Source organism: Rhizobacter sp. SG703 (assembly GCF_012275445.1).
In the GTDB taxonomy this organism is placed as follows: domain Bacteria; phylum Pseudomonadota; class Gammaproteobacteria; order Burkholderiales; family Burkholderiaceae_C; genus Rhizobacter.
In genome coordinates, this window is record NZ_JAAZQK010000001.1 from 581,237 (window position 1) to 606,176 (window position 24,940).

Sequence of the window (24,940 nt, forward strand, 5' to 3'; positions counted from 1 at the left end):
TCGTGGCGATGGCCCTGTTCAGGCACTGGCCTTCTGCTCTCGGTAGACGAGCAAGGGTTTGGTGTCTTCCTCGATCGTGTGCTCGTCGAGCACCACCTTCGCGACGCCATCGAGCGTCGGCAGTTCGAACATCGTGTCGATCAGCGATTGCTCCATGATCGAACGCAGTCCGCGTGCCCCGGTGCGGCGTGCCAGCGCCTTGCGGGCGATGGCGGCGAGCGCTGAAGGACGCACCTCGAGTTCGACGCCGTCCATCGCGAACAGCTTCTGGTACTGTTTGAGCAGCGCGTTCTTCGGCTCGGTCAGGATCTGCACCAGCGCGTCGTCGGTCAGTTCGCCCAGCGTGGCGACCACCGGCAGGCGGCCGACCAGTTCGGGAATCAGGCCGAACTTGATCAGGTCTTCGGGCTCGACTTCGCGGAACACCTCGGACACGCGGCGTTCCGACTTGGTGTGCACGGTCGCCGCGAAACCGATGCCGGATTTCTCGGAGCGGTTCTGGATGACCTTCTCGAGGCCGTCGAACGCGCCACCGCAGATGAACAGGATGTTCGTCGTGTCGATCTGCAGGAAGTCCTGGTTCGGGTGCTTGCGGCCACCCTGCGGCGGCACCGACGCCATCGTGCCTTCGACGAGCTTCAGCAGCGCCTGCTGCACGCCCTCGCCCGACACGTCGCGCGTGATCGACGGGTTGTCGGCCTTGCGCGAGATCTTGTCGATCTCGTCGATGTAGACGATGCCGCGCTGCGCCTTCTCGACGTCGTAGTTGCAGTTCTGCAGCAGCTTCTGGATGATGTTCTCGACATCCTCGCCGACATAGCCGGCTTCGGTCAGCGTGGTGGCGTCGGCGATCACGAACGGCACGTTGAGCAGGCGTGCGAGCGTCTGTGCCAGCAGCGTCTTGCCCGAACCGGTGGGGCCGATCAGCAGGATGTTGCTCTTGCTCAGCTCGACCTCGTCTTTCGACGACGCCATGTGCTTGAGCCGCTTGTAGTGGTTGTACACCGCCACCGACAGCGTGCGCTTCGCCGTGTCCTGCCCGATCACGTATTGATCGAGGCTCGCCTTGATCTCGCTGGGCACCGGCAGGTCGGACTTGGTGGCACGGGCCTCGGCGGTGTCGGCCGGCACTTCATCGCGAATGATGTCGTTGCAAAGCTCGATGCACTCGTCGCAGATGAAAACCGACGGACCCGCGATCAGTTTCTTCACCTCATGCTGGCTCTTGCCGCAGAAGGAGCAGTACAGGACTTTCTCGCTGGAGGAGCCTTTTTTGTCGGCCATGGATGGATGCGCTGTGCGTTGAGAAGGCTGAGTCAATGATAGAGCAAAAGAATTCGGGCCCAGGCCATGGAAAAGGGCCCCAAATGGGCCCCGTTCTGCAGCTTTGTACGGCTTTTTCCAGGTCCAACCCCGGTTTTACCCGAGGCTGCGGGCCCGATCTGTCAGCTCATGTTGCAGCGGGCGGGGTGCGCTGCGTCAGCACCTGGTCGATCAGGCCGTAGTCCTTGGCTTCCGTCGGGTCGAGGAAGAAGTCGCGCTCCATGTCGGCGCGGATCTTCTCGATCGTCTGCCCGGTGCGCTCGGCATAGATCCGGTTCAGTTGCTCGCGGGTCTTCAGGATCTCGCGGGCATGGATCTCGATGTCGGTGGCCTGACCCTGGGCGCCGCCCGAGGGCTGGTGGATCATCACGCGCGAATTCGGCAGCGCGAAGCGCTTGCCCTTGGCGCCGGCCATCAGCAGGAACGAGCCCATGCTGGCGGCGATGCCCATGCACAGCGTGGACACGTCGGGCTTGATGAACTGCATCGTGTCGAAGATCGACATGCCCGCGCTCACCGAACCGCCCGGCGAGTTGATGTACAGCGAGATGTCCTTGTCGGGGTTCTCGCTTTCGAGGAACAGCAGCTGCGCGACGACCAGGTTGGCCGACTGGTCGTTGACCGGCCCTACCAGGAAGATGACCCGCTCGCGCAGCAGGCGGCTGTAGATGTCGTAAGCCCGTTCCCCGCGGCCCGACTGCTCGATGACGATGGGCACCATGCCCAGACTTTGTGTTTCCAGCGCGCTCATGATCGTCCTTGCGTCCTTGAGGAGGTTCGTGATAGTCCCACGGAGATTGGGTTTGATTATGTCGCGACAAGTCCGCGTTCGAAGAAACTGCGTCCATTGGCGTGAACAAAGCCGACGCAGGCAAACCCTCGAATGGCAGACCCTCGAATGGCAAAGGGCGCCCAGGCCTTTCAGCCCGGCGCCCTTCGCATGGCGGTCGAAATGATCAGCCGGCCATCAGTTCGTCGAACGGCAGCACCTTGTCGGTGACCTTCGCCTTGCCCAGCACGAATTCGGTCACGTTGTTCTCGATGACCACGCCTTCGACCTCGGCCATGCGCTCGCGGCTGCCCAGGTACCAGCGCACCACTTCGGCCGGCTTCTCGTAGCTCTGCGCCATCTCTTCGATGTGCGCCTGCAGTTGCTCGGGCTTGGCTTGCAGGTTGTTCGCGCGAACCAGCTCGGCGACGACCAGGCCCAGGCGGACGCGGCGCTCGGCCTGCGGCTGGAAGATCTCGGCCGGGATCGGCGCGGTGTCGGCATCCTTGATGCCGCGCTTCTTCAGGTCGGCACGGGCGCCTTCGGTCATGCGCTCGACTTCGCCGTTGACCAGCGAGGTCGGCAGGTCGAGCTCGGCGCTCTTGACCAGCGCGTCCATCACCGACGACTTGTTGCGGGCCAGCACGCGGAACTTGACCTCGCGCTCGAGGTTGCGCTTGATGTCGGCGCGCAGCGCATCGACGGTGCCTTCCTTGATGCCAAGCGACTTGGCCAGCGCGTCGTTGACCTCGGGCAGGTTCTGCGCCTCGACCTTGTTCAGCGTGACCAGGAAGTCGGCTTCCTTGCCGGCGACGTCCTTGCCCTGGTAGTCCTCGGGGAACTGCAGCGGGAAGGTCTTCGATTCGCCGGTCTTCATGCCGCGGACGGCCTTCTCGAAGGCCTCGAGCATCTGGCCTTCGCCGATCAGGAACTGGAAGCCTTCGGCCTTGCCGCCATCGAACGGCACGCCGTCGATCTTGCCTTCGAAGTCGATCGTCACGCGATCGCCTTCGGCGGCCGCTTCGCCCTGCGGGCGCTGCGCGAAGGTGCGGCGCTGCTTGCGCAGGATGTCCAGCGTCTTGTCGATCGCGGCATCGGTCACTTCGGTGCTGACGCGCTCGACCTCGGCGGTCGACAGGTCGCCGAGCTTGACCTCGGGGTACACCTCGAAGACGGCGTCGAAGGCCATCTGGCCTTCGGGCGCGGTTTCCTTCTCGCTGATGCGCGGGGCACCGGCGACACGCAGCTTGGCTTCGGCGGTGGCCTGCGCGAAGGCCTGGCCGACCTTGTCGTTCATGACCTCGTACTGCACCGAGTAGCCGTAGCGTTGCGACACCACGCTCATCGGCACCTTGCCCGGGCGGAACCCGTCGGCCTTGACCGTGCGGGACAGTCGCTTCAGGCGCGATTCGACCTCGTTGGTGATGGTGTCGGCCGCCAGCGTCAGCGTGATGCGGCGTTCGAGCTTCTCGAGGGTTTCTACAGTGACAGCCATGATTGTCTGGACTCTCTGGTTTCGTTAGCTGGTGCGCGGGGGGGGACTCGAACCCCCACACCATCGCTGGCGTCAGGACCTAAACCTGGTGCGTCTACCAATTTCGCCACCCGCGCACATTCTCCGGGCACTTGCACAAGTGCTTGCACGGCACTTGCACAAGCAAATGAAAACAAAGGGAAGCCGAAGCTTCCCTTTTGAGGCGATTCGGTAAACCGCGTAGTTTAGCCGCTCGCGGCCGCTCTTTCCTCATCGGCCGGTTTGACGCGGAACCAGGCGGCGTACATGGCCGGCAAGGCCAGCAGCGTCAGCCCCGTCGCGACGATCAGCCCGCCCATGATGGCGACCGCCATCGGACCCCAGAACACGCTGCGCGACAACGGAATCATCGCGAGCACCGCGGCCGCCGCCGTCAGCACGATCGGGCGGAAACGCCGCACCGCCGATTCGACGATCGCCTCCCAGGCCGGCACGCCGCGCGCGCGGTCCTGCTCGATCTGGTCGATCAGGATCACCGAGTTGCGCATGATCATGCCCATCAGCGCGATCACGCCCAGCAGTGCGACGAAGCCGAACGGCCGGTTCAGCAGCAGCAGCGCGCCTGCCACGCCGGCGATGCCGAGCGGGCCGGTGAGGAACACCAGGATCGAGCGCGAGAAGCTGTGCAGCTGCAGCATCAGCAGCGTGAACATGATGAAGAGCGCGAGCGGCAGGCCTGCGGCGATCGAGCCCTGCCCCTTGCTGCTCTCCTCCACCGCGCCGGCAATCTCGATTCGGTAGCCGTCCGGCATGGTCTTCTGCAGCCTGTCGAGCTCGGGCCACACCTGCATCGTGACCGTCGGGCCCTGCAGGCCTTCGACCACGTCGCCCTGCACCGTCACCGCATAGTCGCGCCCTTCGCGCCACAGCACGCCCGGCTCCCAGGCGAAGCCGACCTTCGCGATCTGCGTCAGCGGGATCGAGCGTCCGCTGGCCGTCGGCAGGTAGGCGTTGCCGATGTCGGTGATGGCGTTGCGCTCGTCCAGCGGTTGGCGCACGACGATGTCGACCAGCCGGTCGGCCTCGCGGTACTGGCCGACGGTGTTGCCCGACAGGATGGTGCGCGACGCGGTGGCAATGGCCTGGCTGGTGACGCCGAGCGCACGCGCCTTGTCCTGGTCGACCTCGAGGCGCAGCACCTTGACCGACTCGTTCCAGTTGTCGTTGACGCCGCGCATGTTCGGGTTGGTACGCAGGATGTCCTTGGCCTTGTCGGCCCAGGCACGGGCCTGCGCCGCATCCGGCCCCATCACGCGGAACTGCACCGGGTACGGCACCGGCGGCCCATTCGGCAGCAGCTTGACACGGCCGCGTGCGTCCGGAAATTCCTCGGCCAGCATCTTCGGCAGCTTCAGGCGCAGCGATTCGCGCGTCGGCAGGTCCTTCGGGATCAGGATCACCTGGCTGACGTTGGTCTGCGGAAAGATCTGGTCCAGCGGCAGGTAGAAGCGCGGCACGCCGCTGCCGACCCAGATCGATACGTCGACGACGCCCGGCTCCTTCAGCATGCGGGCCTCGAAACGCTTGGCCAGTTCCTCGCTCGACTGGATGGTGGCGCCTTCGGGCAGCCACAGGTCGACCAGGATCTCGGGCCGGCTCGAATCCGGGAAGAACTGCTGCTGCACCTTGCCCATGCCGGCCAGGCCGAGCACGAAGGTGCCGATGGTCAGGCCGATGGTGATCCAGCGGTGCTTCACGCACCAGTTCACCGCGCGCCGGAAGCGCGTGTAGAACGGCGTGTCGAACAGCTCGTGGGCCTGCTCGCCCTCGTGCACCTTCGACTTGCTGTGCAGCAGCTTGGCGCCCAGGTAGGGCACGAAGTACACCGACACCACCCACGAGATCAGCAGCGCCGCGGTGGTCACCGCGAAGATCGCGAAGGTGTACTCGCCCACCGTCGACCTGGCCATGCCGATCGGCAGGAAGCCGGTCGCTGTGATCAGCGTGCCGGTCAGCATCGGCATCGCGGTCACGTCGTAGGCAAAGGTGGCGGCGCGCATCTTGTCGTAGCCCTCTTCGAGCTTGCGCACCATCATCTCGACCGAGATGATCGCGTCGTCGACCAGCAGCCCGAGCGCGATGATCAGCGAGCCCAGCGAGATCTTGTGCAGCCCGACGCCCCAGTAGAACATCGTGACGAAGGTGATCGCGAGCACCAGAGGGATCGTGATGCCCACCACCAGCCCCGGCCACACGTCGATGCGCAGCGGGCGGGTGTGCAGACCCAGGCTGATGAAGCTGACCGCCAGCACCACCACCACCGCCTCGATCAGCACGTGCACGAACTCGCCCACCGACGTGGTCACCGCCGACGGCTGGTCCTGGATCTGCGACAGCTCGATGCCGATCGGCAGTTCCTTCTGGATCGCGGCCACGCGGTGCTTGAGCTGCTTGCCGAGCTCGATGATGTCGCCGCCCTTGGCCATCGAGATGCCGAGTGCGATCACTTCCTTGCCCTGGTGGCGCACCTTGACGGCCGGCGGATCGACGTAGTCGCGCTTGATGGTCGCGATGTCGGACAGGCGCAGCGTGCTCGCGACGCCGGTGCCGGCGTTGGTGGCACGGATCGGGAAGGCCGCCAGTTCGTCGACCGAGTTGAACTGGCCGCCCACGCGCACCTGCAGGTTGTCGCTGCCGGCGTTCAGCACGCCGGCGCCCTCGACCGCGTTCTGTGCGCCGAGCTGGGCGATCACCTGGTTGAAGTCGAGCCCCATCGAGGCCAGGCGCTTCTGAGAGATCTCGATGAAGATCTTCTCGGGCTGCGCGCCGAACACCTGGACCTTGGCCACGTCGGGCACCTTCAGCAACTTCTGGCGCACCTCCTCGGCGCGCTGGCGCAGCTCTTCGTAGGTGAAGCCGTCGGCCGACAGCGCGAAGATCGAGCCGTAGACGTCGCCGAATTCGTCATTGAACGCCGGCCCGATCACGCCCGACGGCAGCGTCGAACGCATGTCGCCGATCTTCTTGCGGGTCTGGTACCAGACGTTGTTGACTTCCTTCGGCGGCGAGCTGTCCTTGATCTGGAAGATGGTCAGCGACTCGCCCGGCTTGGTGTAGCTGCGGATCTTGTCGGCGTACGGCGCTTCCTGCAGCGTCTTCTCGATCTTGTCGGTGACCTGCTCGGCCATCTGCTGCGCGGTGGCGCCGGGCCAGAAGGCCTGCACCACCATCGCGCGGAAGGTGAACGGCGGGTCTTCATCTTGGCCAAGCTGGAAGTAGGCGACGAAGCCCAGCAGCATCAGCACCACCATCAGGTAGCGCGTCAGCGGCTGGTGTTCCAGCGCCCAGCGGGAGATGTTGAAACGCGAGCTCGGCACGTCGTCGTGCGGGCCGGCGTGGCCATCGTGGTTGTCTTGGGGGCTCATGCGGTGCCTCGGACGCGGGGGCTCAGTGGGACGCCGCGCTGGCGGGCGCCATCGCAGCCGGATTGCCGTTCTGCGCGGTCGGCTCGACGTACAGCTTCACCTGCTGGCCGGGCGACAGCACGTGCACGCCGGCCGTCACCACCATCTGCCCCGGCGCGAGGCCGCCGGCCACCACCACGGTGTTGCCATCGGCACCACCCACCTGGATCGGCTGTGCCTTGACGCTGAGCACGCCCTGGGCATTCTTGTCGACCAGCCACACCGACGTGCGGCCTTGCAACTCTGTGACGGCCGACAGCGGCAGGCGCACCACGCCGGATTGCTGCGGCAGCTCGATCAGCACCGTGGCGGTCTGGCCGAGGCGGGCCGGCAGCTCGCCGATGTCGGCCTTGATCTGGAACGTGCGGGTCGCGGCATCGGCCGCCGCGGCCACCTCGCGGATCGAGGCGGACACCGCCTCGTTGCTGCCCCACAGGCGCACCTTCAGCGCGCCGGGCTTGCGGGCCAGCGCCCGCAGGTCGCCGACGTGGTCCTCGGGCACCGAGAACACCACGTCGCGCGGGCCGTCCTGCGCCAGGCGCACGACCGGCGTGCCGGCCGCCACCACCATGCCGGGTTCGGCGTCGACGCCGGTGATCACGCCGTTCGCATCGGCCACCAGCGCCGCGTAGGCGGCCTGGTTGCCCTGCACGCCGGCTTGCGCGCGCGCCTGGTCGAACTGCGCCTGCGCCGATTTCAGCGCGGTGTCGCGGCGCTCCAGCTCGGCCGAGCTGATGAAGCCCTGGTCGCGCAGGTCCTTGTAGCGCTTGTAGTCGGCGTTCGCGAGCTCGAGGTTGGTCTGCGCCGCGGCGAGCGCCGCGCGCGCCGACTCCTGGGCGAGCTTCAGGTCCTGCGGATCGAGCTGGGCCAGCACCTGGCCCGCCTTGACGGTGTCGCCCACGTTCGCCGAACGGCGAGTGATCTTGCCGCCGACCCGGAAGCCCAGCTTCGATTCGGTGCGCGCCTTGATCTCGGCCGCGTATTCGCGGGTGCCGCCCGCCGCTCCGTTGGTGATCGTCAGGGTGCGGACCGCGCGCACCGGCTCGGCGGCGGGTTCGGTCTTCGAGCAGGCAGCCAGGACGGCCGCACCGGCCAAGGCAATGAACAGCGTGGATCGCATCGGAATCCTCTTCGAGGCGGTGGACGGGGGCGGGAGAATTGGAATCGGGAGGTGACGTCAGTTACGGTACAACTGACTGACCGGTCAGTAATGTATTCGGGTGAATCCCAGGTGTCAAACCGTCGATGGCATCTTTCGACGCGTCATCAGCGGCCGGAGCGGACACGGCGACAATGCGCGCTGAATTGATCACGACCGACGATGACGCCCCAGCAATACGTGCAGGACAAGGCCGCCAAGAGCGGCTCGAGCTTCTACTACGCCTTCTTGTTCCTGCCACCGCCGCGCCGTGCGGCGATCACCGCGTTCTACGCTTTCTGCCGCGAGGTGGACGACGTCGTCGACGAGGTGCAGGACCCAGGGGTCGCGGCCACCAAGCTCGCATGGTGGCGCAAGGAGGTGGCCAGCGCGTTCGCCGGGCAGGCCAGCCACCCGGTGATGCAGGCCTTGATGCCGCAGACCGCCGAGTTCGGCATCCGCGCCGAGCACCTCAACGCGGTGATCGAGGGTTGCCAGATGGATCTGGAGCAGTCGCGCTACCTCGACTACCCCGGGCTGCAGCGCTATTGCCACCTGGTGGCCGGCATCGTCGGCGAGGTCGCGGCCAGCATCTTCGGGCGCAGCAGCGACCAGACGCTGCAGTACGCCCACAGGCTGGGGTTGGCGATGCAGTTGACCAACATCATCCGTGACGTCGGCGACGACGCGCGCCGCGGCCGCATCTACCTGCCGATCTCCGAACTGCAACAGTTCGACGTGAAAGCCCACGAGCTGCTGAAGCGCAACGCGCCCTGGGGCTACAGCGAACGATTCACCGCGCTGATGCGCTTCCAGTCCGAACGGGCGCACCGCTGCTACGACGAGGCGTTCGCGCTGCTGCCCGACGCGGACCGCGTGACCCAGAAGCCGGGGCTGATGATGGCCAACATCTACCGCACGCTGTTGCGCGAGATCGAGGCCGGCGGTTTCCAGGTGCTGCACCAGCGCGTGTCGCTGACGCCGATCCGCAAACTGTGGATCGCCGCACGCACCCACTGGAAAGGCCGCTGAAGGGCGCGGTGCTGGTCAAGTCAGTTTTCGCCATGCAAAATGGCGGACAACTGAATGAGAGTGCCGCGATGAAAAGCAAAGAGGGCCAGACGCCGGCGATCCAGGTGCTGGAGCGCATGTTTTCGCTGCTGGACCTGCTGGCGTCCCACCAGGATCCGATCTCACTGAAGCTGATCAGCGAACAGACGGGGCTGCACCCGTCGACCGCGCACCGCATCCTCAACGACCTGACGGTCGGCCGCTATGTCGACCGGCCCGAGGCCGGCAGCTACCGCCTCGGCATGCGGCTGCTGGAACTGGGCAACCTGGTGAAGGCGCGCCTGGACGTGCGCGATGCCGCGCTCGGCCCGATGCGCGAACTCCACAAGCTGACGCACCAGCCGGTGAACCTGTCGATGCGCCAGGGCGACGAGATCGTCTACATCGAACGAACCTACAGCGAACGCTCCGGCATGCAGGTGGTCCGCGCGGTCGGCGGGCGAGCCCCGCTGCACCTGACGTCGGTCGGCAAGCTGTTCCTCGCGCACGACGACCCGCAACGCGTGCGGGCCTATGCGACCCGCACCGGCCTCGCCGGGCACACGCGCAACAGCATCACCGAGGTCGGCACGCTGGAGCGCGAGCTGTCGAAGGTGCTGCAGTACGGCACGGCGCGCGACGACGAAGAGCTGGAACTGGGCGTGCGCTGCATGGCCGCCGGCATCCTGGACGACCAGGGGAAGCTGGTCGCGGGGCTGTCGATCTCGGCGCCGGCGGACCGGCTGGAAGAAGCCTGGCTCGAGCGGCTGAAGGCCACCGCGTCGCAGATCTCGTCTGCGCTGGGGCATCGCAGCTGAAAAAAGAAACCCGGATTGGCATCCGGGCTCAGTGCCGGGAACTCAGGACGTCAGCTTCGGCACGTCGTGGACCACCGTGGTGGCCGCCGGCGCAACCACCGCCGGAACCGGTGCCAGCTGGTTCACCCAGCGGCGGACGCGCTCCGCATCGCCGATCCGCGAATACTTGCCGGCCGAATCCAGGAACACCATGATCAGCTTGCGACCGGCCAGCTTGGCCTGCATCACCAGGCAACGACCGGCTTCGGAGATGTAGCCGGTCTTCTGCACGCCGATCTCCCACTCGGGGCTGCGCACCAGGCCGTTGGTGGTGTGGAAAGCCTGCATGCGCCGACCGACCATCACCTGGTATTCCGGCGAGGTCGACAGTTCGCTGATCAACGGACGCGTGCTCGCTTCCTTGACGAGCGACGCCAGGTCGTGCGCGCTCGACTGGTTGCGGCTGGACAGTCCGGTCGGCTCGACGTAGTGCGTGTCGTTCATGCCGAGTTCGACCGCCTTGCGGTTCATCGCGGCGACGAAAGCATCGAGTCCGCCTGGATAGTGGCGCCCGAGCGCATGGGCCGCGCGGTTCTCGGACGACATCAGCGCCAGGTGAAGCATCTCTTCGCGCGTCAGCTGGGTGCCGACCGTCAGGCGCGAGCGGCTGCCCTTCTCGGTATCGACATCGTCCTGGGTGATCGTCAGCGTTTCATCCAGCGGCAGTTGGGCATCGGTGACGACGACCGCCGTCATCAGCTTGGTCAGCGACGCGATCGGCAGCACGGCGGCGGAGTTCTTGCTGAACAGCACTTCATTGGTGTCCTGGTCCATCACCAGGGCCACGCTGGATTTCAGTTCGAGCGGATCGACCGTGGTGTGCAGGCCGGCGATCTGGCCGAACGACGGGCGAGCCGGTACGAAGGCGACAGTGCGGACGCGCTTGCTGCGAGCGCTCTTGGACTTGACCGACGAGGCCTTGGCGCTGGCAGCGACCTTGCGCTTGGTGGGTTTGACGGTGCCGTCGGCGGCTACTGCGGCCAACGGGAGTGCAACTGCCGTGATCAACGTGACCAGACCGCGAATCATCGCCGATACCGAAACTTGCATCATTTTTGCCACAACAACCCCTTGACAGCCGCTGGCGCGAGTGTAGGTGAAAGAAAAAAAGCGCGCAAGATCAAAAACTTACGCGCCCTTTCTCCTTCTGTACCTTAGGGTCTGTCAGGTCTGTGACAAAGTCATCAGATCGACTTATCCCTGGGCAGCGACGCGTTCGCTCTTGCTGTGCAGCTTGTTCATGGCCGCGAGGTAGGCCTTGGCCGAAGCCACCACGATGTCCGGATCAGACCCGACTCCGTTGACGACGCGGCCACCATGCTGCAGTCGAACCGTCACCTCGCCCTGAGATTCTGTGCTGCCCGACGTGATGGCATTGACCGAATAGAGGAGCATTTCGGCGCCACTTTGCAGCTTGGATTCGATGGCCTTCAAACTGGCGTCGACCGGGCCGTTGCCATCGCTCTCGGCATGGTGCTCGACGCCGCCGGCCGAAAAGGCGATCGTGGCGTGCGGCCGCTCGCCCATCTCGGAGTGCTGCGACAGCGCGAGCAACCGGTAATGCTCGCTCTCGGCCATCACCGCCTCGTCCATCACCAGCGCGAGGATGTCCTCGTCGAAGATGTCGCTCTTGCGGTCGGCCAGTTCCTTGAACTTCGCGAACGCGGCGTTGATGTCGGCCTCGGACTCCATCGCGATGCCGAGTTCCTGCAGGCGCTGCTTGAAGGCGTTGCGCCCCGACAGCTTGCCCAGCACGATCTTGTTGGCCGACCAGCCCACGTCTTCGGCCCGCATGATTTCGTAGGTGTCGCGCGCCTTCAGCACGCCGTCCTGGTGGATGCCGGACGCATGGGCGAAGGCATTGGCGCCGACCACCGCCTTGTTCGGCTGCACGACGAAGCCGGTCGTCTGCGACACCAGGCGGGAGGCGGGCACGATCTGGCTCGCATCGATGCCGAGGTCGAGGCCGAAGTAGTCGCGCCGCGTCTTCACCGCCATCACGACCTCTTCGAGCGAGCAGTTGCCGGCACGCTCGCCCAGGCCGTTGATCGTGCACTCGATCTGCCGAGCGCCGCCGATCTTCACGCCCGCCAGCGAATTGGCAACCGCCATGCCAAGGTCGTTGTGGCAATGCACCGACCACACCGCCTTGTCGGCGTTCGGGATCCGCTGGCGCAGGTCCAGGATGAAGTTGCCGTACAGCTCGGGGATCGCATAGCCGACGGTGTCGGGGATGTTGATCGTCGTCGCGCCTTCGGCGATCACCGCTTCGAGCACGCGGCAGAGAAAATCGGGGTCGGAGCGGTAGCCGTCTTCCGGCGAGAACTCGACGTCGCCGGTCAGGTTGCGCGCGAAGCGCGTCGACAGCCGCGCCTGCTCGAACACCTGGTCCGGCGTCATGCGCAGCTTCTTCTCCATGTGCAGCGCGCTGGTCGCGAGGAACAGGTGGATGCGCGTCGAGTTGCCGCCCTTCAGCGCCTCGGCGGCGCGTGCGATGTCGCGGTCGTTCGCACGCGCCAGCGAGCAGATGGTGCTGTCCTTCACCGCCTGGGCAATCGCCTTGACCGCTTCGAAGTCTCCATTCGACGCCGCCGCAAAGCCGGCCTCGATCACGTCGACCTTCAGGCGCTCGAGCTGCCGGGCGATGCGAAGCTTCTCGTCCTTGGTCATCGAGGCGCCGGGCGATTGCTCGCCGTCGCGCAAGGTGGTGTCGAAGATGATCAGTTTGTCGGTCATGGGGACTCCTCGGTTCTGGTGGTCTGCATGGATCTTAGGCGAGCTCGGCGGCCTTGAAGGCGAGTTCGCCGCGGCGCAGCGCGCGCTGCAGGCCCGACACGATGGCCTTCAACGACGCGGAGACGATGTTGGCATCGATGCCGACACCGAACAGCGTCGCTGCATCGCCGACGCGAAGCTCCAGGTAGGCGACAGCGCGTGCGTCGGCACCGCTGGCGATCGCATGCTCGTGGTAGTCGAGCACCCGCACCGTAGCGGCCAGGTGCGCGTTGAGCGCGTTGACGAACGCGTCGATCGGCCCCGCACCATCGGCATCCAGCAGCAACTCGCGGTCGCCGAGGCGGACCGCGCCATGCAGGCGAACCGAGCCGCCCGCCTGCGCGGTGATCGCGGGCAGGTTCGAGCGCACGTCGCCTTCGTCGATGCCGTACTCGCCGCAGAAGACGGCCCACAGGTCGGCGGCCGTCTGCTCCTTGCCGCTGTCGTCCATCACGCGCTGGACCACGCCACTGAATTCGATCTGCAGGCGGCGCGGCAGCTCCACGCCGTACTCGGTCTCGAGCAGGTACGACACCCCGCCCTTGCCCGACTGGCTGTTGACGCGGATCACCGCGTCATAGCTACGACCGAGGTCGGCCGGGTCGATCGGCAGATACGGCACGTCCCACATGTCGGTCGGCTGGCGCTGCGCGAAGGCCTTCTTGATCGCATCCTGGTGCGAGCCGGAGAACGAGGTGTAGACCAGGTCGCCGGCATACGGATGCCGCGGGTGCACCGGCAGCTGGTTGCAATGCTCGACGCAACGGCGCACCTCGTCGATGTCCGAGAAATCGAGCCCCGGCGGGATGCCCTGCGTGTACAGGTTCAACGCGATGTTGACGAGGTCGACGTTGCCGGTGCGTTCGCCGTTGCCGAACAGGCAGCCCTCGATGCGTTCGGCGCCCGCCATCAGCGCGAGTTCGCCGGTCGCGGTGCCGGTGCCGCGGTCGTTGTGCGGATGCACCGACAGCACGATCGAATCGCGCCGCTCGAGGTGGCGATGCATCCACTCGATCATGTCGGCGAAGACGTTCGGCGTGCAACGCTCGATGGTGGTCGGCAGGTTGATGATGCACTTGCGCTGCGGCGTCGGCTGCCACACCGCCGTCACCGCGTCGACGACACGCTTCGCGAACGGCAGCTCGGTGTCGGAGAAGGTCTCGGGCGAGTACTCGAAGCGCCAGTCGGTGCCGGGCTGGGCCGCGGCGCATTCGTTGAACATCCGCGCATGCGCGGTCGCGAGTTCGACGACACCGTCCTCGTCGAGGCCGAGCACCACGCGGCGCATGCCCGGTGCCGTCGCGTTGTAGAGGTGGACCACCGCGCGGCGCGCGCCCTGCAGCGATTCAAAGGTGCGGCGGATCAGCGGCTCGCGGGCCTGCGTCAGCACCTGGATCGTCACGTCGTCGGGGATGCGGTCCTGCTCGATCAGCATCCGCACGAAATCGAAATCCGTCTGCGAGGCCGACGGAAAGCCGACCTCGATCTCCTTGAAGCCGACGCGCAGCAGCATCTCGAACATGCGCAGCTTGCGTTGCACATCCATCGGCTCGATCAGCGCCTGGTTGCCATCGCGCAGGTCGGTGCTGAGCCAGATCGGCGCGTGAGCCAGCACGGCATCCGGCCAGCGGCGGTCGGGCAAGGCGACGGGTTTGAAGGCGCGGTACTTGGTGTTCGGTTGCTTCAGCATGGCGATCCCTTGAGAGTCGTGTGGCGCAACCTGCACTCCGAAAAGCAAAACGGCCCGCTGCAGGTTGCAATCGGGCCGTTGAGACGAAAACGATGGACGTGAACGATCAGCGCACCCGAGGTACTCCTAGGAATAGCGCTAGCGTGATCGTGGTGCGGAACGTCATGGGGTGCGAATGTAGCATGCCTCGCCGTGCGGTCAACGGTGCAGGCCTTCTTCGTCGGGCTCGTCCATCGAGGTGGCGATCACGCTGACCGGCTTGCCCTTCTTGCGCTTCCAGGCATACACGCCATAGCCCGAGAGGCCGTAGATGACGAACAGCCCGAAGAACACCAGCGGCGGGTGCCAGGTGAACAGCGAGATGCCGAGCGCGATCGCGACGATCACGATGAACGGCACCGAGCGCTTGAAGCTGACGTCCTTGAAGCTGTAGAACGGCACGTTGGTCACCATCGTCAGGCCGGCATACAGCGTGAAGCCGAACGCCGTCCAGATCAGCCAAGCGCCCTCCTCGTCGACGACGAAGCCCTGGTCGTTCATCAACCAGATGAAGCCCATCACCAGCGCTGCCGCAGCGGGACTCGGGAGCCCCTGGAAGAAGCGCTTGTCGACCACCTTCAGGTTCGTGTTGAAGCGCGCCAGGCGCAATGCCGCGCACGAGCAGTAGACGAACGCGGCGATCCAGCCCGGCTTGCCCAGGCCCTTCAGCGCCCATTCGTAGACGATCAGCGCCGGCGCCGCGCCGAACGACACCATGTCCGACAGGCTGTCCATCTGCTCGCCGAAGGCACTCTGCGTGTTGGTCATGCGGGCGACGCGGCCGTCGAGGCTGTCGAGCACCATCGCGCAGAAGATGCCGATCGCCGATTGCTCGAACTGGCCGTTCATCGCCATCACGATGGCATAGAAGCCGCCGAACAGCGCCGCCAGCGTGAACAGGTTCGGCAGGATGTAGATGCCCTTGCGACGCCGCCGCACGGGCAGTTCATCGGCGTCGGGCAAGGGTTGGTCGCCGTCGTGCACGTCGTCACTCATGGTCCGGACCGCGCAGCGGCCGAGGGGAAATGTTCATCGCGTGGAGGATACCGCAGCGCACCTGTGAAAAAGGGCCGCACGCGCGCGGCGTGCAGCCCTTTCCGGCAGGCTTCGCCCAGGCGGCCCGTTCAGTTCTTCGACTGGTCGACCAGGCGGTTCTTCTTGATCCACGGCATCATCGCGCGCAGCTGCTCGCCGACGACCTCGATCGGATGCTCGGCCGTCAGGCGGCGGCGCGACAGCAGCGTCGGCGCACCGGCGCGGTTCTCGAGGATGAAGCTCTTCGCGTACTCGCCGGTCTGGATGTCCTTCAGCGCCTGGCGCATGGCTTGGCGGGTTTCGTCTGTCACGATCTTCGGCCCGGTCACGTACTCGCCGTACTCGGCGTTGTTCGAGATCGAGTAGTTCATGTTCGCGATGCCGCCTTCGTAGATCAGGTCGACGATCAGCTTCAGCTCGTGCAGGCACTCGAAGTAGGCCATCTCGGGTGCGTAGCCGGCTTCGGTCAGCGTCTCGAAACCGGCCTTGATCAGCTCGACGGCACCGCCGCACAGCACGGCCTGCTCGCCGAACAGGTCGGTCTCGGTTTCTTCGCGGAAGTTGGTCTCGATCACGCCGGCCTTGCCGCCGCCGTTGGCCGCCGCGTATGACAGCGCCAGGTCGCGCGCCTTGCCGGTCTTGTCGGCGTAGACGGCGATCAGGTGCGGCACGCCGCCGCCTTGCGTGTAGGTCGAACGCACCGTGTGGCCGGGGGCCTTCGGGGCGACCATCCAGACGTCGAGGTCGGCGCGCGGCACGACCTGGCCGTAGTGCACGTTGAAGCCGTGCGCGAACGCGAGCGAGGCGCCCTGCTTGATGTGCGGTTCGACGTCGTTCTTGTAGACCGACGCGATCTGTTCGTCGGGCAGCAGGATCATGACGACGTCGGCGGCCTTCACCGCATCGGCGATCTCGGCGACCTTCAGGCCGGCCTTCTCGGCCTTGGACCACGAGGCCCCGCCCTTGCGCAGGCCGACGGTGACCTTGACGCCGCTGTCGTTCAGGTTCTGCGCGTGCGCATGGCCCTGCGAGCCGTAACCGATGATCGTGACGTTCTTGCCCTTCACCAGGCTCAGGTCAGCGTCCTTGTCGTAATAAACCTTCATGGTCTTCTCCAAAAAAAACAGTTCAGTCTTGCGGGGTGATTGGATTGATCGAGACGATCAGACGCGCAGGATGCGCTCGCCGCGACCGATCCCGCTGGTGCCGGTGCGCACGGTTTCGAGAATGGCGCCGCGGTCGATCGCTTCGATGAAGGCATCGAGCTTGGACGCATCGCCAGTGAGTTCGATCGTGTAGCTCTTCTCGGTGACATCGATGATGCGGCCGCGGAAGATGTCCGCCATCCGCTTCATCTCTTCGCGTTCCTTGCCGACGGCGCGCACCTTGATGAGCATCAGCTCGCGTTCGGTGAAGGCGCCTTCGGTCAGGTCGACGACCTTGACCACCTCGATCAGCCGGTTCAGGTGCTTGGTGATCTGCTCGATCACCTCGTCGGAGCCGGTGGTCACGATGGTCATGCGGGACAGCGAGGCATCCTCGGTCGGCGCGACCGTCAGGCTCTCGATGTTGTATCCGCGGGCGGAGAACAACGCGACGACGCGCGACAGCGCGCCCGGTTCGTTCTCGAGCAACAAGGCAATGATGTGTTTCATGGTCGTTGGAGCGCGCTCTTCAGACCGGCGGCGGTAACCGACGGGCCTTGGCCACGCTGTATCGATGATGGAAAGTTGAACCTCGAATGGTCGAAGCGGCGATCGTGCATTCCACCGGCGGTCGACGGCGCGCGGTGACGCGCCGCCCTGGCCGGTGTTCAGCACGTCACAGGTCTTCGGACCCCAGCAGCATCTCGCTGATGCCCTTGCCCGCCTGGACCATCGGCCAGACGTTCTCGGTCGGATCGGTGCGAACGTCGAGGAACACCGTCCGGTCCTTCAGCTTGATCGCCTCGCGCAGCGCAGGCTCGACATCCGACGGCTTCTCGACCAGCAGGCCGACGTGGCCATAGGCCTCCGCGAGCTTGACGAAGTTCGGCAGCGCGTCCATGTAGCTGTGCGAGTAGCGGCCGCCGTAATCGAGCTCCTGCCATTGCCGCACCATGCCGAGGTAGCGGTTGTTCAGCGAGACGATCTTGACCGGCGTCTTGTACTGCAGGCAGGTCGACAGCTCCTGGATGCACATCTGGATCGAGCCCTCGCCGGTGATGCAGAACACGTCGGCATCGGGCTTCGCGAGCTTGATGCCCATCGCGTACGGCAGCCCGACGCCCATCGTGCCCAACCCGCCGGAATTGATCCAGCGGCGCGGCTCGTCGAACCGGTAGTACTGCGCGGCCCACATCTGGTGCTGGCCGACATCCGACGTGATGTAGGTGTCGCGGTCCTTCGTCAGCTCCCAGAGCTTCTCGACGACGGACTGCGGCTTGATGACGTCGGCGCTACCCTTGTAAGACAGGCACTCGCGCTTGCGCCATTCGTTGATCTGGCCCCACCAGGCCGACAGCGCCTGCACGTCGGGGCGCGCCTGGGCTTCGCGGATCTGGGCGATCAACTCCTGCAGCACGTCCTTCACGTCGCCGACGATCGGGATGTCGACCTTGACGCGCTTCGAGATCGACGACGGGTCGATGTCGATGTGGACGATCTTGCGTTCGACGGACGCGAAATGCTTCGGGTTGCCGATCACGCGGTCATCGAAGCGCGCACCGACCGCCAGCAGGACGTCGCAGCTCTGCATCGTCATGTTGGCTTCGTAGGTGCCGTGCATGCCCAGCATGCCGAGGAACTTGGGGTCGCTGGCCGGGAACGAGCCCAGGCCCATCAGCGTGTTGGTGCACGGGTAGCCGAGCAGGTTGACCAGTTCGCGCAACTCGGCGGCCGCGTTGCCCAGCACGACGCCGCCGCCGGTGTAGATGTAAGGCCTCTTGGCGGCCAGCAGCAACTGCACCGCCTTGCGGATCTGCCCGCCGTGACCCTTGCGGACCGGGTTGTACGAGCGCATTTCGACGCTCTGCGGGTAGTGGAACGCGGTGGTCTTCTGCGACACATCCTTCGGGATGTCGACCACCACCGGGCCGGGCCGGCCGGTGCGCGCGATGTGGAATGCCTTCTTCAGCGTGGTCGCGAGGTCGCGCACGTCCTTCACGAGGAAGTTGTGCTTGACGATCGGGCGGGTGATGCCGACGGTGTCGCACTCCTGGAAGGCGTCGAGGCCGATCGCCGGCGTCGGCACCTGCCCGGTGATGATCACCATCGGGATCGAATCCATGTAGGCGGTCGCGATGCCGGTGATGGCATTCGTGACCCCCGGACCCGACGTGACCAGCGCGACGCCGACGTTGCCGGTGGCGCGGGCATAGCCGTCGGCCGCATGGACCGCCGCCTGTTCGTGGCGGACCAGCACGTGCTCGATGGTGTCCTGCTTGTATAGCGCGTCGTAGATGTAGAGGACGGCGCCGCCGGGGTAGCCCCAGAGGAACTTGACGTTCTCGGCCTGCAGGCAGCGGACGAGGATTTCGGAGCCGTTGGGCTCGGTGGAGGGAGAAGAAGGGTGCGGTTGTGCCGAAGCGGCACGCTTGATTTCCGCGGCAGACATGTCCATGTTGAACCTTTGTGAATTTCTCTGACGAAAAACCATCGGTGCACCTTTCCTCGCCCTCGTGAGGCGGGTGTGGTACCTGCGCGGTCAAACACTGCAACGCCCGTGGTCGGGCAGCTGAGTCAAGACCGGAATGTTGTGCAACGGGCGATTATGGCATCGCTTCGCATCGATCTCCGGCGAAGGGGACGCCTTGCCGGGAGGCAGTGAGATAATCCGCCCCGTTTTGGCAGGCTGGCTGGCCCGAGGCACATCTCCCTTGGCATCTGAAAAAGAACTTTCCGATTTCCTCAAGAGCGTCGAGAAACGGGCCTTCAAGCGCGTGGTGTACGCCGTGCGGGATGACGATGCGGCCCTCGACATCGTCCAGGATTCGATGATCCGGCTGGCCGAGAAATACTTCGACCGTCCGGCCGCGGAACTGCCGCTGGTTTTCCAGCGCATCCTGTCGAACGCCACCATGGACTGGTTCCGGCGTCAGAAGGTGCGCAATGCGGTGGTACGGAATTTCTCCGAATTCGAATCCGCAAGCGACGACGGGGATTTCGATTTGCTGGAAACTCTGGCGGTCCAGGACGACTCCCCCGCCACTGAAAGCGCTGCCGATTCGGTTTCCCGGGCTCAGATCCTGCTAGCCATCGAGGCGCAGGTGAGCCAGCTTCCGACGCGTCAACGGGAAGCGTTTCTGCTGCGTTACTGGGAGGAACTCGATGTTGCCGAGACTGCCGCCGTGATGGGGTGCTCGGAAGGAAGCGTGAAGACCCATTGCTCGCGTGCCGTGCATGCCCTGGCCAACGCCCTCAAGTCGAAGGGAATCGAACTATGAACAGCCGCCAAATGACAGCACCGCAGACAGCACCGCACTCCGCCGCCGAACTGGACGCCCTCCAGACCCGCTTCGCACTTCGCCTGTCCGCCCGCCTGACCGAACAATCGCAGGCCGTTTCCCCCGATATTTCCGAACGCCTGCGCTTCGCGCGCGAGCAGGCGCTCGAGCGCGCCCGCACGAAGCTGGCGGCCGAAACCGCCGGATCGACCTCCCGCTCCGGCGCGTCGCTCGCATTGCTGGGCGGCTGGGGCGTCAAGATCGCTTCGGTGCTGCCGCTGGTCGTGCTGGCCGCCGGCCTGATCCTGATCCAGCGCTGGCACAGCAGCTCGCAGATTTCAGCCGCCGCTGAAATCGACGCCAGCCTGCTGTCCGACGACGTGCCGCCGGACGCCTACAGCGATCCGGGCTTCGTGGAATTCCTCAAGACCCCCCGCGACTGAACGAGGCGCTCGTGATTCGACGCCTCGACAAGGACTCCGCCGTAACCGCGCTGCGCCACCGCTTCGTGCCGCTGCTGGCCGGTGCATTGCTGGCCTGCGCAGGGCTGGCCTGGTCGCAGCAAGCGCCGCCGGCAGCGGGGACGGGTCCCGCCTGGTCGTCGCTGACCCCGGCACAACAGCATGCATTGGCGCCGCTGCAGCACGACTGGAACAGCATCGATGCGCCGCGCCGCCGCAAGTGGATCGAGATCTCGGAACGCTTCGGCAGCTTGCCGCCGGCCGAGCAGGCCCGCGTGCAGTCGCGCATGGCCGAATGGGCCAAGCTGACGCCGAAGGAGCGCGCCGAGGCCCGGCTGAACTTCAAGGAAGCCCAGCAGGTCGCGCCGCAGGACCGAAAGTCGCAGTGGGAAGCCTACAAGGCCCTGCCGCCTGACCAGCGCAAGCAGCTGGCCGACCGTGCCGGGAACAAGGCGCCCGCCGCCAAGGCCGGCAGGGAGCCCGACGGCGACGCGTCGGAAGCCAAGTCGAGCATCGTTCCGAACACCGCCTACGCGGCCCGTCCGAAGGCCGTCGCACCGACGGTCGCGCAGGCGCAGCCGGGCGCGACCACCAACCTGATCTCCAAGCGCCCCACCCCGCCGGCGCACCAGCAGACCGGCCTGCCGAAGATCGCGACGGCGCCCGGCCTCGTCGACAGCGCCACGCTGCTGCCCAAGCGCGGACCGCAGGCCGCCGCGACCCGCTCGGTCGCCGCGTCGGCCCCGGCGTCCGGCAAGCCGAACCGATGAATTCGACGCCAGCGCTGGCCGCCGCCCCGCTGCGCGCGCCCAGCCTGAAGCGCCGCATGGCCAGCTTCGTCTACGAGGCGCTGATCCTGTTCGGCATCGGCCTGATCCCCGGCGCGATCGGCGCGCTCTTCGTCGCCATCACCGGCCGTGAGCATGGCGTGGAGCTGCGCTACATCGCCTTCATCATCTACGGCCTCTATTTCACCTGGTTCTGGTCGCGCCGCGGCCAGACGCTGCCGATGCAGACCTGGCGCATCCGCGTCGTCGCGGCCGACGGCCGGCCGCTGTCGCAGTGGCATGCGCTGGCCCGCTACTTCGCCAGCTGGGTCTGGATCGCGCCCGCCTGGGCGCTCGCGCGGCTGAACGGCTGGGCCGGCAAGGAGATGTTCGGCGCGATCGGCGTCGGCATCGTCGCCTACGCATTGCTCGCGCTGCTGCACCCGCAGCGCCAGTTCTGGCACGACGCGCTGTGCGGCACCCGCCTCGTCGACGTCCCGCCCACCCCGCCTGCCGTTCCTCCCGCGCACCCTGCCTGAGCGCGCATCGGGCCGTCATCGGCTCAGGGCACAATCGCGGCCCATGACGAATCCCTACAAAGGACGCACCGGTCTGGAACGCGTGATCCGCGCCACCGGCTACTCCATCGAAGGCCTGAAAACGGCCTACCACGGCGAGAGCGCCTTCCGCCAGGAAACCTGGCTCGCCGTCTTCCTGCTGCCCGCCGCGCTGTGGCTCGGCCGCACCTGGATCGAGACCGCGCTGCTGGCCGGATCGGTCCTGCTGGTGCTGATCGTCGAGCTGCTGAATTCCGGCATCGAGGCGGTGGTCGACCGGGTCTCGTTCGAACTGCACGACCTCTCCAAGCGCGCCAAGGACCTGGCCAGCGCTGCGGTGTTCCTGTCGCTGATGCTGTGCGGCGGTATCTGGCTCGCGGCGCTGTGGCACCGCTTCATGCCATGAGCACGCACGCGCCTTTCTCGCTGTGCGTCTACTGCGGCTCGCGCAGCGGCACCGACCCGGCCCATGAAGCCGCGGCCCGCCGCGTCGGCACGCTGATCGGCGAGCGCGGCTGGCGGCTGGTGTACGGCGGCGGCCGCGCCGGCCTGATGGGCGTGGTCGCCGACGCCACGCTGGAGGCCGGCGGCACGGCGGTCGGCGTGATCCCGCAGGCGCTGATGTCGCGCGAACTGGGCCACACCGGGCTGACCGAGCTGCACGTGGTCGACACGATGCACCAGCGCAAGCAGATGATGGCCGAGCGCGCCAGCGCGTTCCTGGCGCTGCCGGGCGGCATCGGCACCTTCGAGGAATTGTTCGAGGTCTGGACCTGGCGCCAGCTCGGCTACCACGACCAGCCGATCGGGCTGCTCAATGTCGCCGGCTACTACGACGACCTGCTGGCCTTCCTCGCCCGGTCCATCGACAGCGGCTTCCTGTCGACGGCGCAGCACGAACTGCTGAACGTCGGCGACGATGCCGCCGCCCTGCTGACGCAGCTCGCGTCGCTCGCCGCGACGGCGCACCGGCCCGACGACTATCGGTCGATCTGACGCTCGAGGAAAAACCGGCCCATGAAAAAGGCCCGCTCGCGGCGGGCCCCATTCCGGTGCAAGCGTGCTTCAGACGGCCGCTTCGTCCGTCTCGCCGGTGCGGATGCGCACGACCTGCTCCACCGCCGTCACGAAGATCTTGCCGTCGCCGATCTTGCCGGTCTTCGCGGCCTTGACGATCGCGTCGATGCAGCGGTCGACGTCGCCATCCTTGACCACGACCTCGACCTTCACCTTCGGCAGGAAGTCGACGACGTACTCGGCGCCGCGGTACAGCTCGGTGTGCCCCTTCTGGCGGCCGAAACCCTTGACCTCGGTCACCGTCAGGCCGGTCACGCCGACATCGGCCAAGGCTTCGCGAACTTCCTCGAGCTTGAACGGCTTCACGATCGCGGTGATCTGTTTCATGGCGGTCTCCGAAGGGATGGGATCGACGTAGTTTAAGCGCGGAACCTCGATGTGATGGGGTATCGCCAATCGCGCCCGAACGCGCGGTGGGTGATGCGGATGCCCACCGGCGACTGGCGGCGCTTGTATTCGTTGACCTTGATCAGCCGCGTGACCCGCTCGACGTCGGCCGGGTCGAAGCCGGCCGCAACGATCTGCTCGATGCCCTGGTCGTCTTCCATGTAGCGCTGCAGGATCGCGTCGAGCACCTCGTAGGGCGGCAGGCTGTCCTGATCCTTCTGGTCCGGGCGCAGCTCGGCCGACGGCGGCCGCGTGATGATGCGCTGGGGAATCACCTCGCGCCCTTGCGCGTTCTTCCAGTTCGCGAGCCGGTAGACCAGCGTCTTCGCGACGTCCTTGATCACCGCGAAGCCGCCGGCCATGTCGCCGTACAGCGTGCAGTAGCCGGTTGCCATCTCGCTCTTGTTGCCGGTGGTCAGCACGATCGATCCGAACTTGTTCGACAAGGCCATCAGCAGCGTGCCGCGCACGCGGGCCTGGATGTTCTCTTCGGTCGCGTCTTCGGGCCGGCCGGCGAACTCGCTCGCGAGGCTGGCGCGGAACGCCTCGAACATCGGCACGATCGAGATCTCGTCATAGCGCACCGACAGCCGCCCGGCCATGTCGCGCGCGTCGATCCAGGAGATGTCGGCGGTGTATGGCGACGGCATCATCACCGCGCGCACCTTGTCGGCGCCGAGCGCATCGACCGCGACCGCCAGCACCAGCGCCGAATCGATGCCGCCGCTCAGCCCGATCAGCACGCCGGGAAAGCCATTCTTGCCGACGTAGTCGCGCACGCCGGTGACCAGCGCCGCCCAGGCCTGGGCGTCGATCTCCGGCACCGGCGCCACCGGGCCCGACGGCTGCCCGGCTGCGTCGAAGTCGACCAGCAGCAGGTCCTCCTCGAACATCGGCGCGCGCGCGGCCACCGCGCCCTGCCCGTCGAGCGCGAACGAACCGCCGTCGAACACCACTTCGTCCTGCCCGCCGGTGAGGTGGGCGTACAGCAGCGGCATGCCGGTACTGCGCACCCGCGCGGCCATCCACGATTCGCGCTCTTCGAGCTTGCCGAGGTGGAACGGCGAGGCGTTCAGCACGCACAGCACATCGGCGCCGGCCGCCTTCGCCCGCTGCGCCGGCTCGTCGAACCAGGCGTCCTCGCAGATGTTGATGCCGAAGCGCAGCCCATCGACCTCGAACACCACCGGGTCGAGCCCGGCGTCGCGGCCCGACGCGAAATAGCGGCGCTCGTCGAACACCTGGTAGTTGGGCAGCTCGCGCTTGCAATAGGTGGCGACGACGCGTCCCCCGGCCAGCACCGAGGCCGCATTGAAGCGCTGCTGCACGGCCATCGACTTCGACCTAACATCGCCGTGCTCACCCCATTGATGCGGATGCCCGACCACCACATGCAGACCTTCGAGCGGCGCCAGCGCCGCCGCGCACTCGGCCAGCGCCTGTGCGCACGCCTGCATGAAGGCCGGTCGCAGCAGCAGGTCTTCGGGCGGGTAGCCGCACAGGCTGAGCTCGGGTGTCAGCACCACCCTCGCCCCCTGCGCATGCGCACGCCGCGCGCTCTCGACGATCTTGCGTGCATTGCCGGCCAGGTCGCCGACCGTGGCGTTGATCTGCGCCAGCGCGACGCGAACCCTCGTGTTTGATGCCATAGACC

The 24,940-nt window shown here is 66.3% G+C and carries 22 protein-coding genes and 1 tRNA gene; 8 read left to right on the forward strand and 15 right to left on the reverse strand.

What is annotated here, in order from left to right:
• Positions 1 to 18: 18 nt before the first annotated feature.
• The 6 genes from clpX to FHT26_RS02525 all read right to left on the reverse strand — a co-directional run bounded on the left by clpX (position 19) and on the right by FHT26_RS02525 (position 8,150).
• Positions 19 to 1,284, reverse strand: a complete 1,266-nt coding sequence (clpX, locus tag FHT26_RS02500) for an ATP-dependent Clp protease ATP-binding subunit ClpX (protein ID WP_056808498.1) — start codon at positions 1,282 to 1,284, stop codon at positions 19 to 21.
• 166 nt (positions 1,285 to 1,450) lie between these two features.
• Complete coding sequence (gene clpP / locus FHT26_RS02505) at positions 1,451 to 2,074, reverse strand: ATP-dependent Clp endopeptidase proteolytic subunit ClpP (protein ID WP_168558586.1); 624 nt, start codon at positions 2,072 to 2,074, stop codon at positions 1,451 to 1,453.
• Between the two features lie 205 nt (positions 2,075 to 2,279).
• Positions 2,280 to 3,587, reverse strand: coding sequence for a trigger factor (gene tig / locus FHT26_RS02510; protein ID WP_168558587.1), 1,308 nt, complete (start codon positions 3,585 to 3,587; stop codon positions 2,280 to 2,282).
• Between the two features lie 29 nt (positions 3,588 to 3,616).
• Positions 3,617 to 3,703: transfer RNA gene (locus FHT26_RS02515), tRNA-Leu, on the reverse strand.
• 108 nt (positions 3,704 to 3,811) lie between these two features.
• On the reverse strand, positions 3,812 to 6,991 hold the full coding sequence (locus tag FHT26_RS02520; RefSeq protein WP_168558588.1) for an efflux RND transporter permease subunit: 3,180 nt from the start codon (positions 6,989 to 6,991) through the stop codon (positions 3,812 to 3,814).
• A gap of 22 nt (positions 6,992 to 7,013) precedes the next feature.
• Positions 7,014 to 8,150, reverse strand: coding sequence for an efflux RND transporter periplasmic adaptor subunit (locus FHT26_RS02525; RefSeq protein WP_168558589.1), 1,137 nt, complete (start codon positions 8,148 to 8,150; stop codon positions 7,014 to 7,016).
• A 201-nt stretch (positions 8,151 to 8,351) separates the two neighbouring features.
• Here FHT26_RS02525 and hpnD point away from each other — a divergent pair, with 201 nt between their 5' ends.
• Both hpnD and FHT26_RS02535 read left to right on the forward strand, forming a co-directional pair.
• The gene (gene hpnD / locus FHT26_RS02530) at positions 8,352 to 9,200 is read left to right on the forward strand and encodes a presqualene diphosphate synthase HpnD (protein ID WP_168558590.1); all 849 of its coding nucleotides are present in this window, start codon (positions 8,352 to 8,354) and stop codon (positions 9,198 to 9,200) included.
• Positions 9,201 to 9,268: 68 nt separating this feature from the next.
• Complete coding sequence (locus FHT26_RS02535) at positions 9,269 to 10,036, forward strand: IclR family transcriptional regulator (RefSeq protein ID WP_168558591.1); 768 nt, start codon at positions 9,269 to 9,271, stop codon at positions 10,034 to 10,036.
• Between the two features lie 42 nt (positions 10,037 to 10,078).
• On the opposite strand, the gene pbpG is transcribed toward FHT26_RS02535, so the two are convergent.
• The 7 genes from pbpG to FHT26_RS02570 form a co-directional block, all read right to left on the reverse strand.
• Entirely contained in the window at positions 10,079 to 11,104 is a 1,026-nt protein-coding gene (gene pbpG, locus FHT26_RS02540) for a D-alanyl-D-alanine endopeptidase (RefSeq protein ID WP_490362761.1), read from the reverse strand.
• 165 nt (positions 11,105 to 11,269) lie between these two features.
• Positions 11,270 to 12,811, reverse strand: a complete 1,542-nt coding sequence (locus FHT26_RS02545; RefSeq protein ID WP_168558593.1) for a 2-isopropylmalate synthase — start codon at positions 12,809 to 12,811, stop codon at positions 11,270 to 11,272.
• 34 nt (positions 12,812 to 12,845) lie between these two features.
• Positions 12,846 to 14,540 carry a 2-isopropylmalate synthase gene (leuA, locus tag FHT26_RS02550; RefSeq protein WP_168558594.1) on the reverse strand — a complete coding sequence of 565 codons (1,695 nt, stop codon included), beginning with the start codon at positions 14,538 to 14,540 and terminating at the stop codon, positions 12,846 to 12,848.
• Positions 14,541 to 14,738: 198 nt separating this feature from the next.
• On the reverse strand, positions 14,739 to 15,563 hold the full coding sequence (pssA, locus tag FHT26_RS02555) for a CDP-diacylglycerol--serine O-phosphatidyltransferase (RefSeq protein WP_056809191.1): 825 nt from the start codon (positions 15,561 to 15,563) through the stop codon (positions 14,739 to 14,741).
• Between the two features lie 140 nt (positions 15,564 to 15,703).
• A complete protein-coding gene (ilvC, locus tag FHT26_RS02560; RefSeq protein ID WP_047511841.1) occupies positions 15,704 to 16,720 on the reverse strand; it encodes a ketol-acid reductoisomerase in 1,017 nt (338 codons plus the stop codon).
• A gap of 57 nt (positions 16,721 to 16,777) precedes the next feature.
• Positions 16,778 to 17,269, reverse strand: a complete 492-nt coding sequence (gene ilvN / locus FHT26_RS02565) for an acetolactate synthase small subunit (RefSeq protein ID WP_056808480.1) — start codon at positions 17,267 to 17,269, stop codon at positions 16,778 to 16,780.
• Positions 17,270 to 17,435: 166 nt separating this feature from the next.
• The gene (locus FHT26_RS02570; RefSeq protein WP_168558595.1) at positions 17,436 to 19,214 is read right to left on the reverse strand and encodes an acetolactate synthase 3 catalytic subunit; all 1,779 of its coding nucleotides are present in this window, start codon (positions 19,212 to 19,214) and stop codon (positions 17,436 to 17,438) included.
• 256 nt (positions 19,215 to 19,470) lie between these two features.
• Between FHT26_RS02570 and FHT26_RS02575 the strand changes: the two genes are divergently transcribed.
• Genes FHT26_RS02575 through FHT26_RS02600 form a run of 6 tightly spaced genes read left to right on the forward strand, consistent with a single transcriptional unit; the run spans position 19,471 to position 22,818 of the window.
• Positions 19,471 to 20,037: an RNA polymerase sigma factor gene (locus tag FHT26_RS02575; protein ID WP_056808476.1), complete on the forward strand. Its 567-nt coding sequence runs from the start codon at positions 19,471 to 19,473 to the stop codon at positions 20,035 to 20,037.
• On the forward strand, positions 20,034 to 20,480 hold the full coding sequence (locus tag FHT26_RS02580; protein ID WP_082541881.1) for a DUF3619 family protein: 447 nt from the start codon (positions 20,034 to 20,036) through the stop codon (positions 20,478 to 20,480). The genes FHT26_RS02575 and FHT26_RS02580 overlap by 4 nt, the downstream gene beginning before the upstream one ends.
• A gap of 11 nt (positions 20,481 to 20,491) precedes the next feature.
• On the forward strand, positions 20,492 to 21,268 hold the full coding sequence (locus tag FHT26_RS02585) for a DUF3106 domain-containing protein (protein WP_349238072.1): 777 nt from the start codon (positions 20,492 to 20,494) through the stop codon (positions 21,266 to 21,268).
• Positions 21,265 to 21,804 carry an RDD family protein gene (locus FHT26_RS02590; RefSeq protein WP_168558596.1) on the forward strand — a complete coding sequence of 180 codons (540 nt, stop codon included), beginning with the start codon at positions 21,265 to 21,267 and terminating at the stop codon, positions 21,802 to 21,804. Before FHT26_RS02585 ends, FHT26_RS02590 begins: the two co-directional genes overlap by 4 nt.
• A gap of 43 nt (positions 21,805 to 21,847) precedes the next feature.
• A complete protein-coding gene (locus FHT26_RS02595; RefSeq protein WP_047511825.1) occupies positions 21,848 to 22,228 on the forward strand; it encodes a diacylglycerol kinase in 381 nt (126 codons plus the stop codon).
• A complete protein-coding gene (locus FHT26_RS02600; protein WP_168558597.1) occupies positions 22,225 to 22,818 on the forward strand; it encodes an LOG family protein in 594 nt (197 codons plus the stop codon). The genes FHT26_RS02595 and FHT26_RS02600 overlap by 4 nt, the downstream gene beginning before the upstream one ends.
• A gap of 69 nt (positions 22,819 to 22,887) precedes the next feature.
• Here the strand turns inward: FHT26_RS02600 and FHT26_RS02605 are convergent, their stop codons facing one another.
• Positions 22,888 to 23,226, reverse strand: a complete 339-nt coding sequence (locus FHT26_RS02605; RefSeq protein ID WP_047511820.1) for a P-II family nitrogen regulator — start codon at positions 23,224 to 23,226, stop codon at positions 22,888 to 22,890.
• A 32-nt stretch (positions 23,227 to 23,258) separates the two neighbouring features.
• Entirely contained in the window at positions 23,259 to 24,935 is a 1,677-nt protein-coding gene (locus FHT26_RS02610) for an NAD+ synthase (RefSeq protein WP_168558598.1), read from the reverse strand.
• Positions 24,936 to 24,940 lie beyond the last annotated feature (5 nt).

Excerpts from the sequence above, each read along its gene's own strand:
- FHT26_RS02590 (WP_168558596.1), top strand. The coding sequence starts at position 21,265 with ATGAATTCGACGCCAGCGCTGGCCGCCGCCCCGCTGCGCGCGCCCAGC.
- FHT26_RS02520 (WP_168558588.1), bottom strand. The coding sequence starts at position 6,991 with ATGAGCCCCCAAGACAACCACGATGGCCACGCCGGCCCGCACGACGAC.
- FHT26_RS02525 (WP_168558589.1), bottom strand. The coding sequence starts at position 8,150 with ATGCGATCCACGCTGTTCATTGCCTTGGCCGGTGCGGCCGTCCTGGCT.
- ilvC (WP_047511841.1), bottom strand. The coding sequence starts at position 16,720 with ATGAAGGTTTATTACGACAAGGACGCTGACCTGAGCCTGGTGAAGGGC.
- FHT26_RS02595 (WP_047511825.1), top strand. The coding sequence starts at position 21,848 with ATGACGAATCCCTACAAAGGACGCACCGGTCTGGAACGCGTGATCCGC.
- FHT26_RS02605 (WP_047511820.1), bottom strand. The coding sequence starts at position 23,226 with ATGAAACAGATCACCGCGATCGTGAAGCCGTTCAAGCTCGAGGAAGTT.
- pbpG (WP_490362761.1), bottom strand. The coding sequence starts at position 11,104 with ATGATTCGCGGTCTGGTCACGTTGATCACGGCAGTTGCACTCCCGTTG.
- FHT26_RS02535 (WP_168558591.1), top strand. The coding sequence starts at position 9,269 with ATGAAAAGCAAAGAGGGCCAGACGCCGGCGATCCAGGTGCTGGAGCGC.
- FHT26_RS02580 (WP_082541881.1), top strand. The coding sequence starts at position 20,034 with ATGAACAGCCGCCAAATGACAGCACCGCAGACAGCACCGCACTCCGCC.
- FHT26_RS02600 (WP_168558597.1), top strand. The coding sequence starts at position 22,225 with ATGAGCACGCACGCGCCTTTCTCGCTGTGCGTCTACTGCGGCTCGCGC.
- clpP (WP_168558586.1), bottom strand. The coding sequence starts at position 2,074 with ATGAGCGCGCTGGAAACACAAAGTCTGGGCATGGTGCCCATCGTCATC.
- ilvN (WP_056808480.1), bottom strand. The coding sequence starts at position 17,269 with ATGAAACACATCATTGCCTTGTTGCTCGAGAACGAACCGGGCGCGCTG.
- tig (WP_168558587.1), bottom strand. The coding sequence starts at position 3,587 with ATGGCTGTCACTGTAGAAACCCTCGAGAAGCTCGAACGCCGCATCACG.
- clpX (WP_056808498.1), bottom strand. The coding sequence starts at position 1,284 with ATGGCCGACAAAAAAGGCTCCTCCAGCGAGAAAGTCCTGTACTGCTCC.
- FHT26_RS02545 (WP_168558593.1), bottom strand. The coding sequence starts at position 12,811 with ATGACCGACAAACTGATCATCTTCGACACCACCTTGCGCGACGGCGAG.
- FHT26_RS02570 (WP_168558595.1), bottom strand. The coding sequence starts at position 19,214 with ATGGACATGTCTGCCGCGGAAATCAAGCGTGCCGCTTCGGCACAACCG.
- hpnD (WP_168558590.1), top strand. The coding sequence starts at position 8,352 with ATGACGCCCCAGCAATACGTGCAGGACAAGGCCGCCAAGAGCGGCTCG.
- FHT26_RS02610 (WP_168558598.1), bottom strand. The coding sequence starts at position 24,935 with ATGGCATCAAACACGAGGGTTCGCGTCGCGCTGGCGCAGATCAACGCC.
- leuA (WP_168558594.1), bottom strand. The coding sequence starts at position 14,540 with ATGCTGAAGCAACCGAACACCAAGTACCGCGCCTTCAAACCCGTCGCC.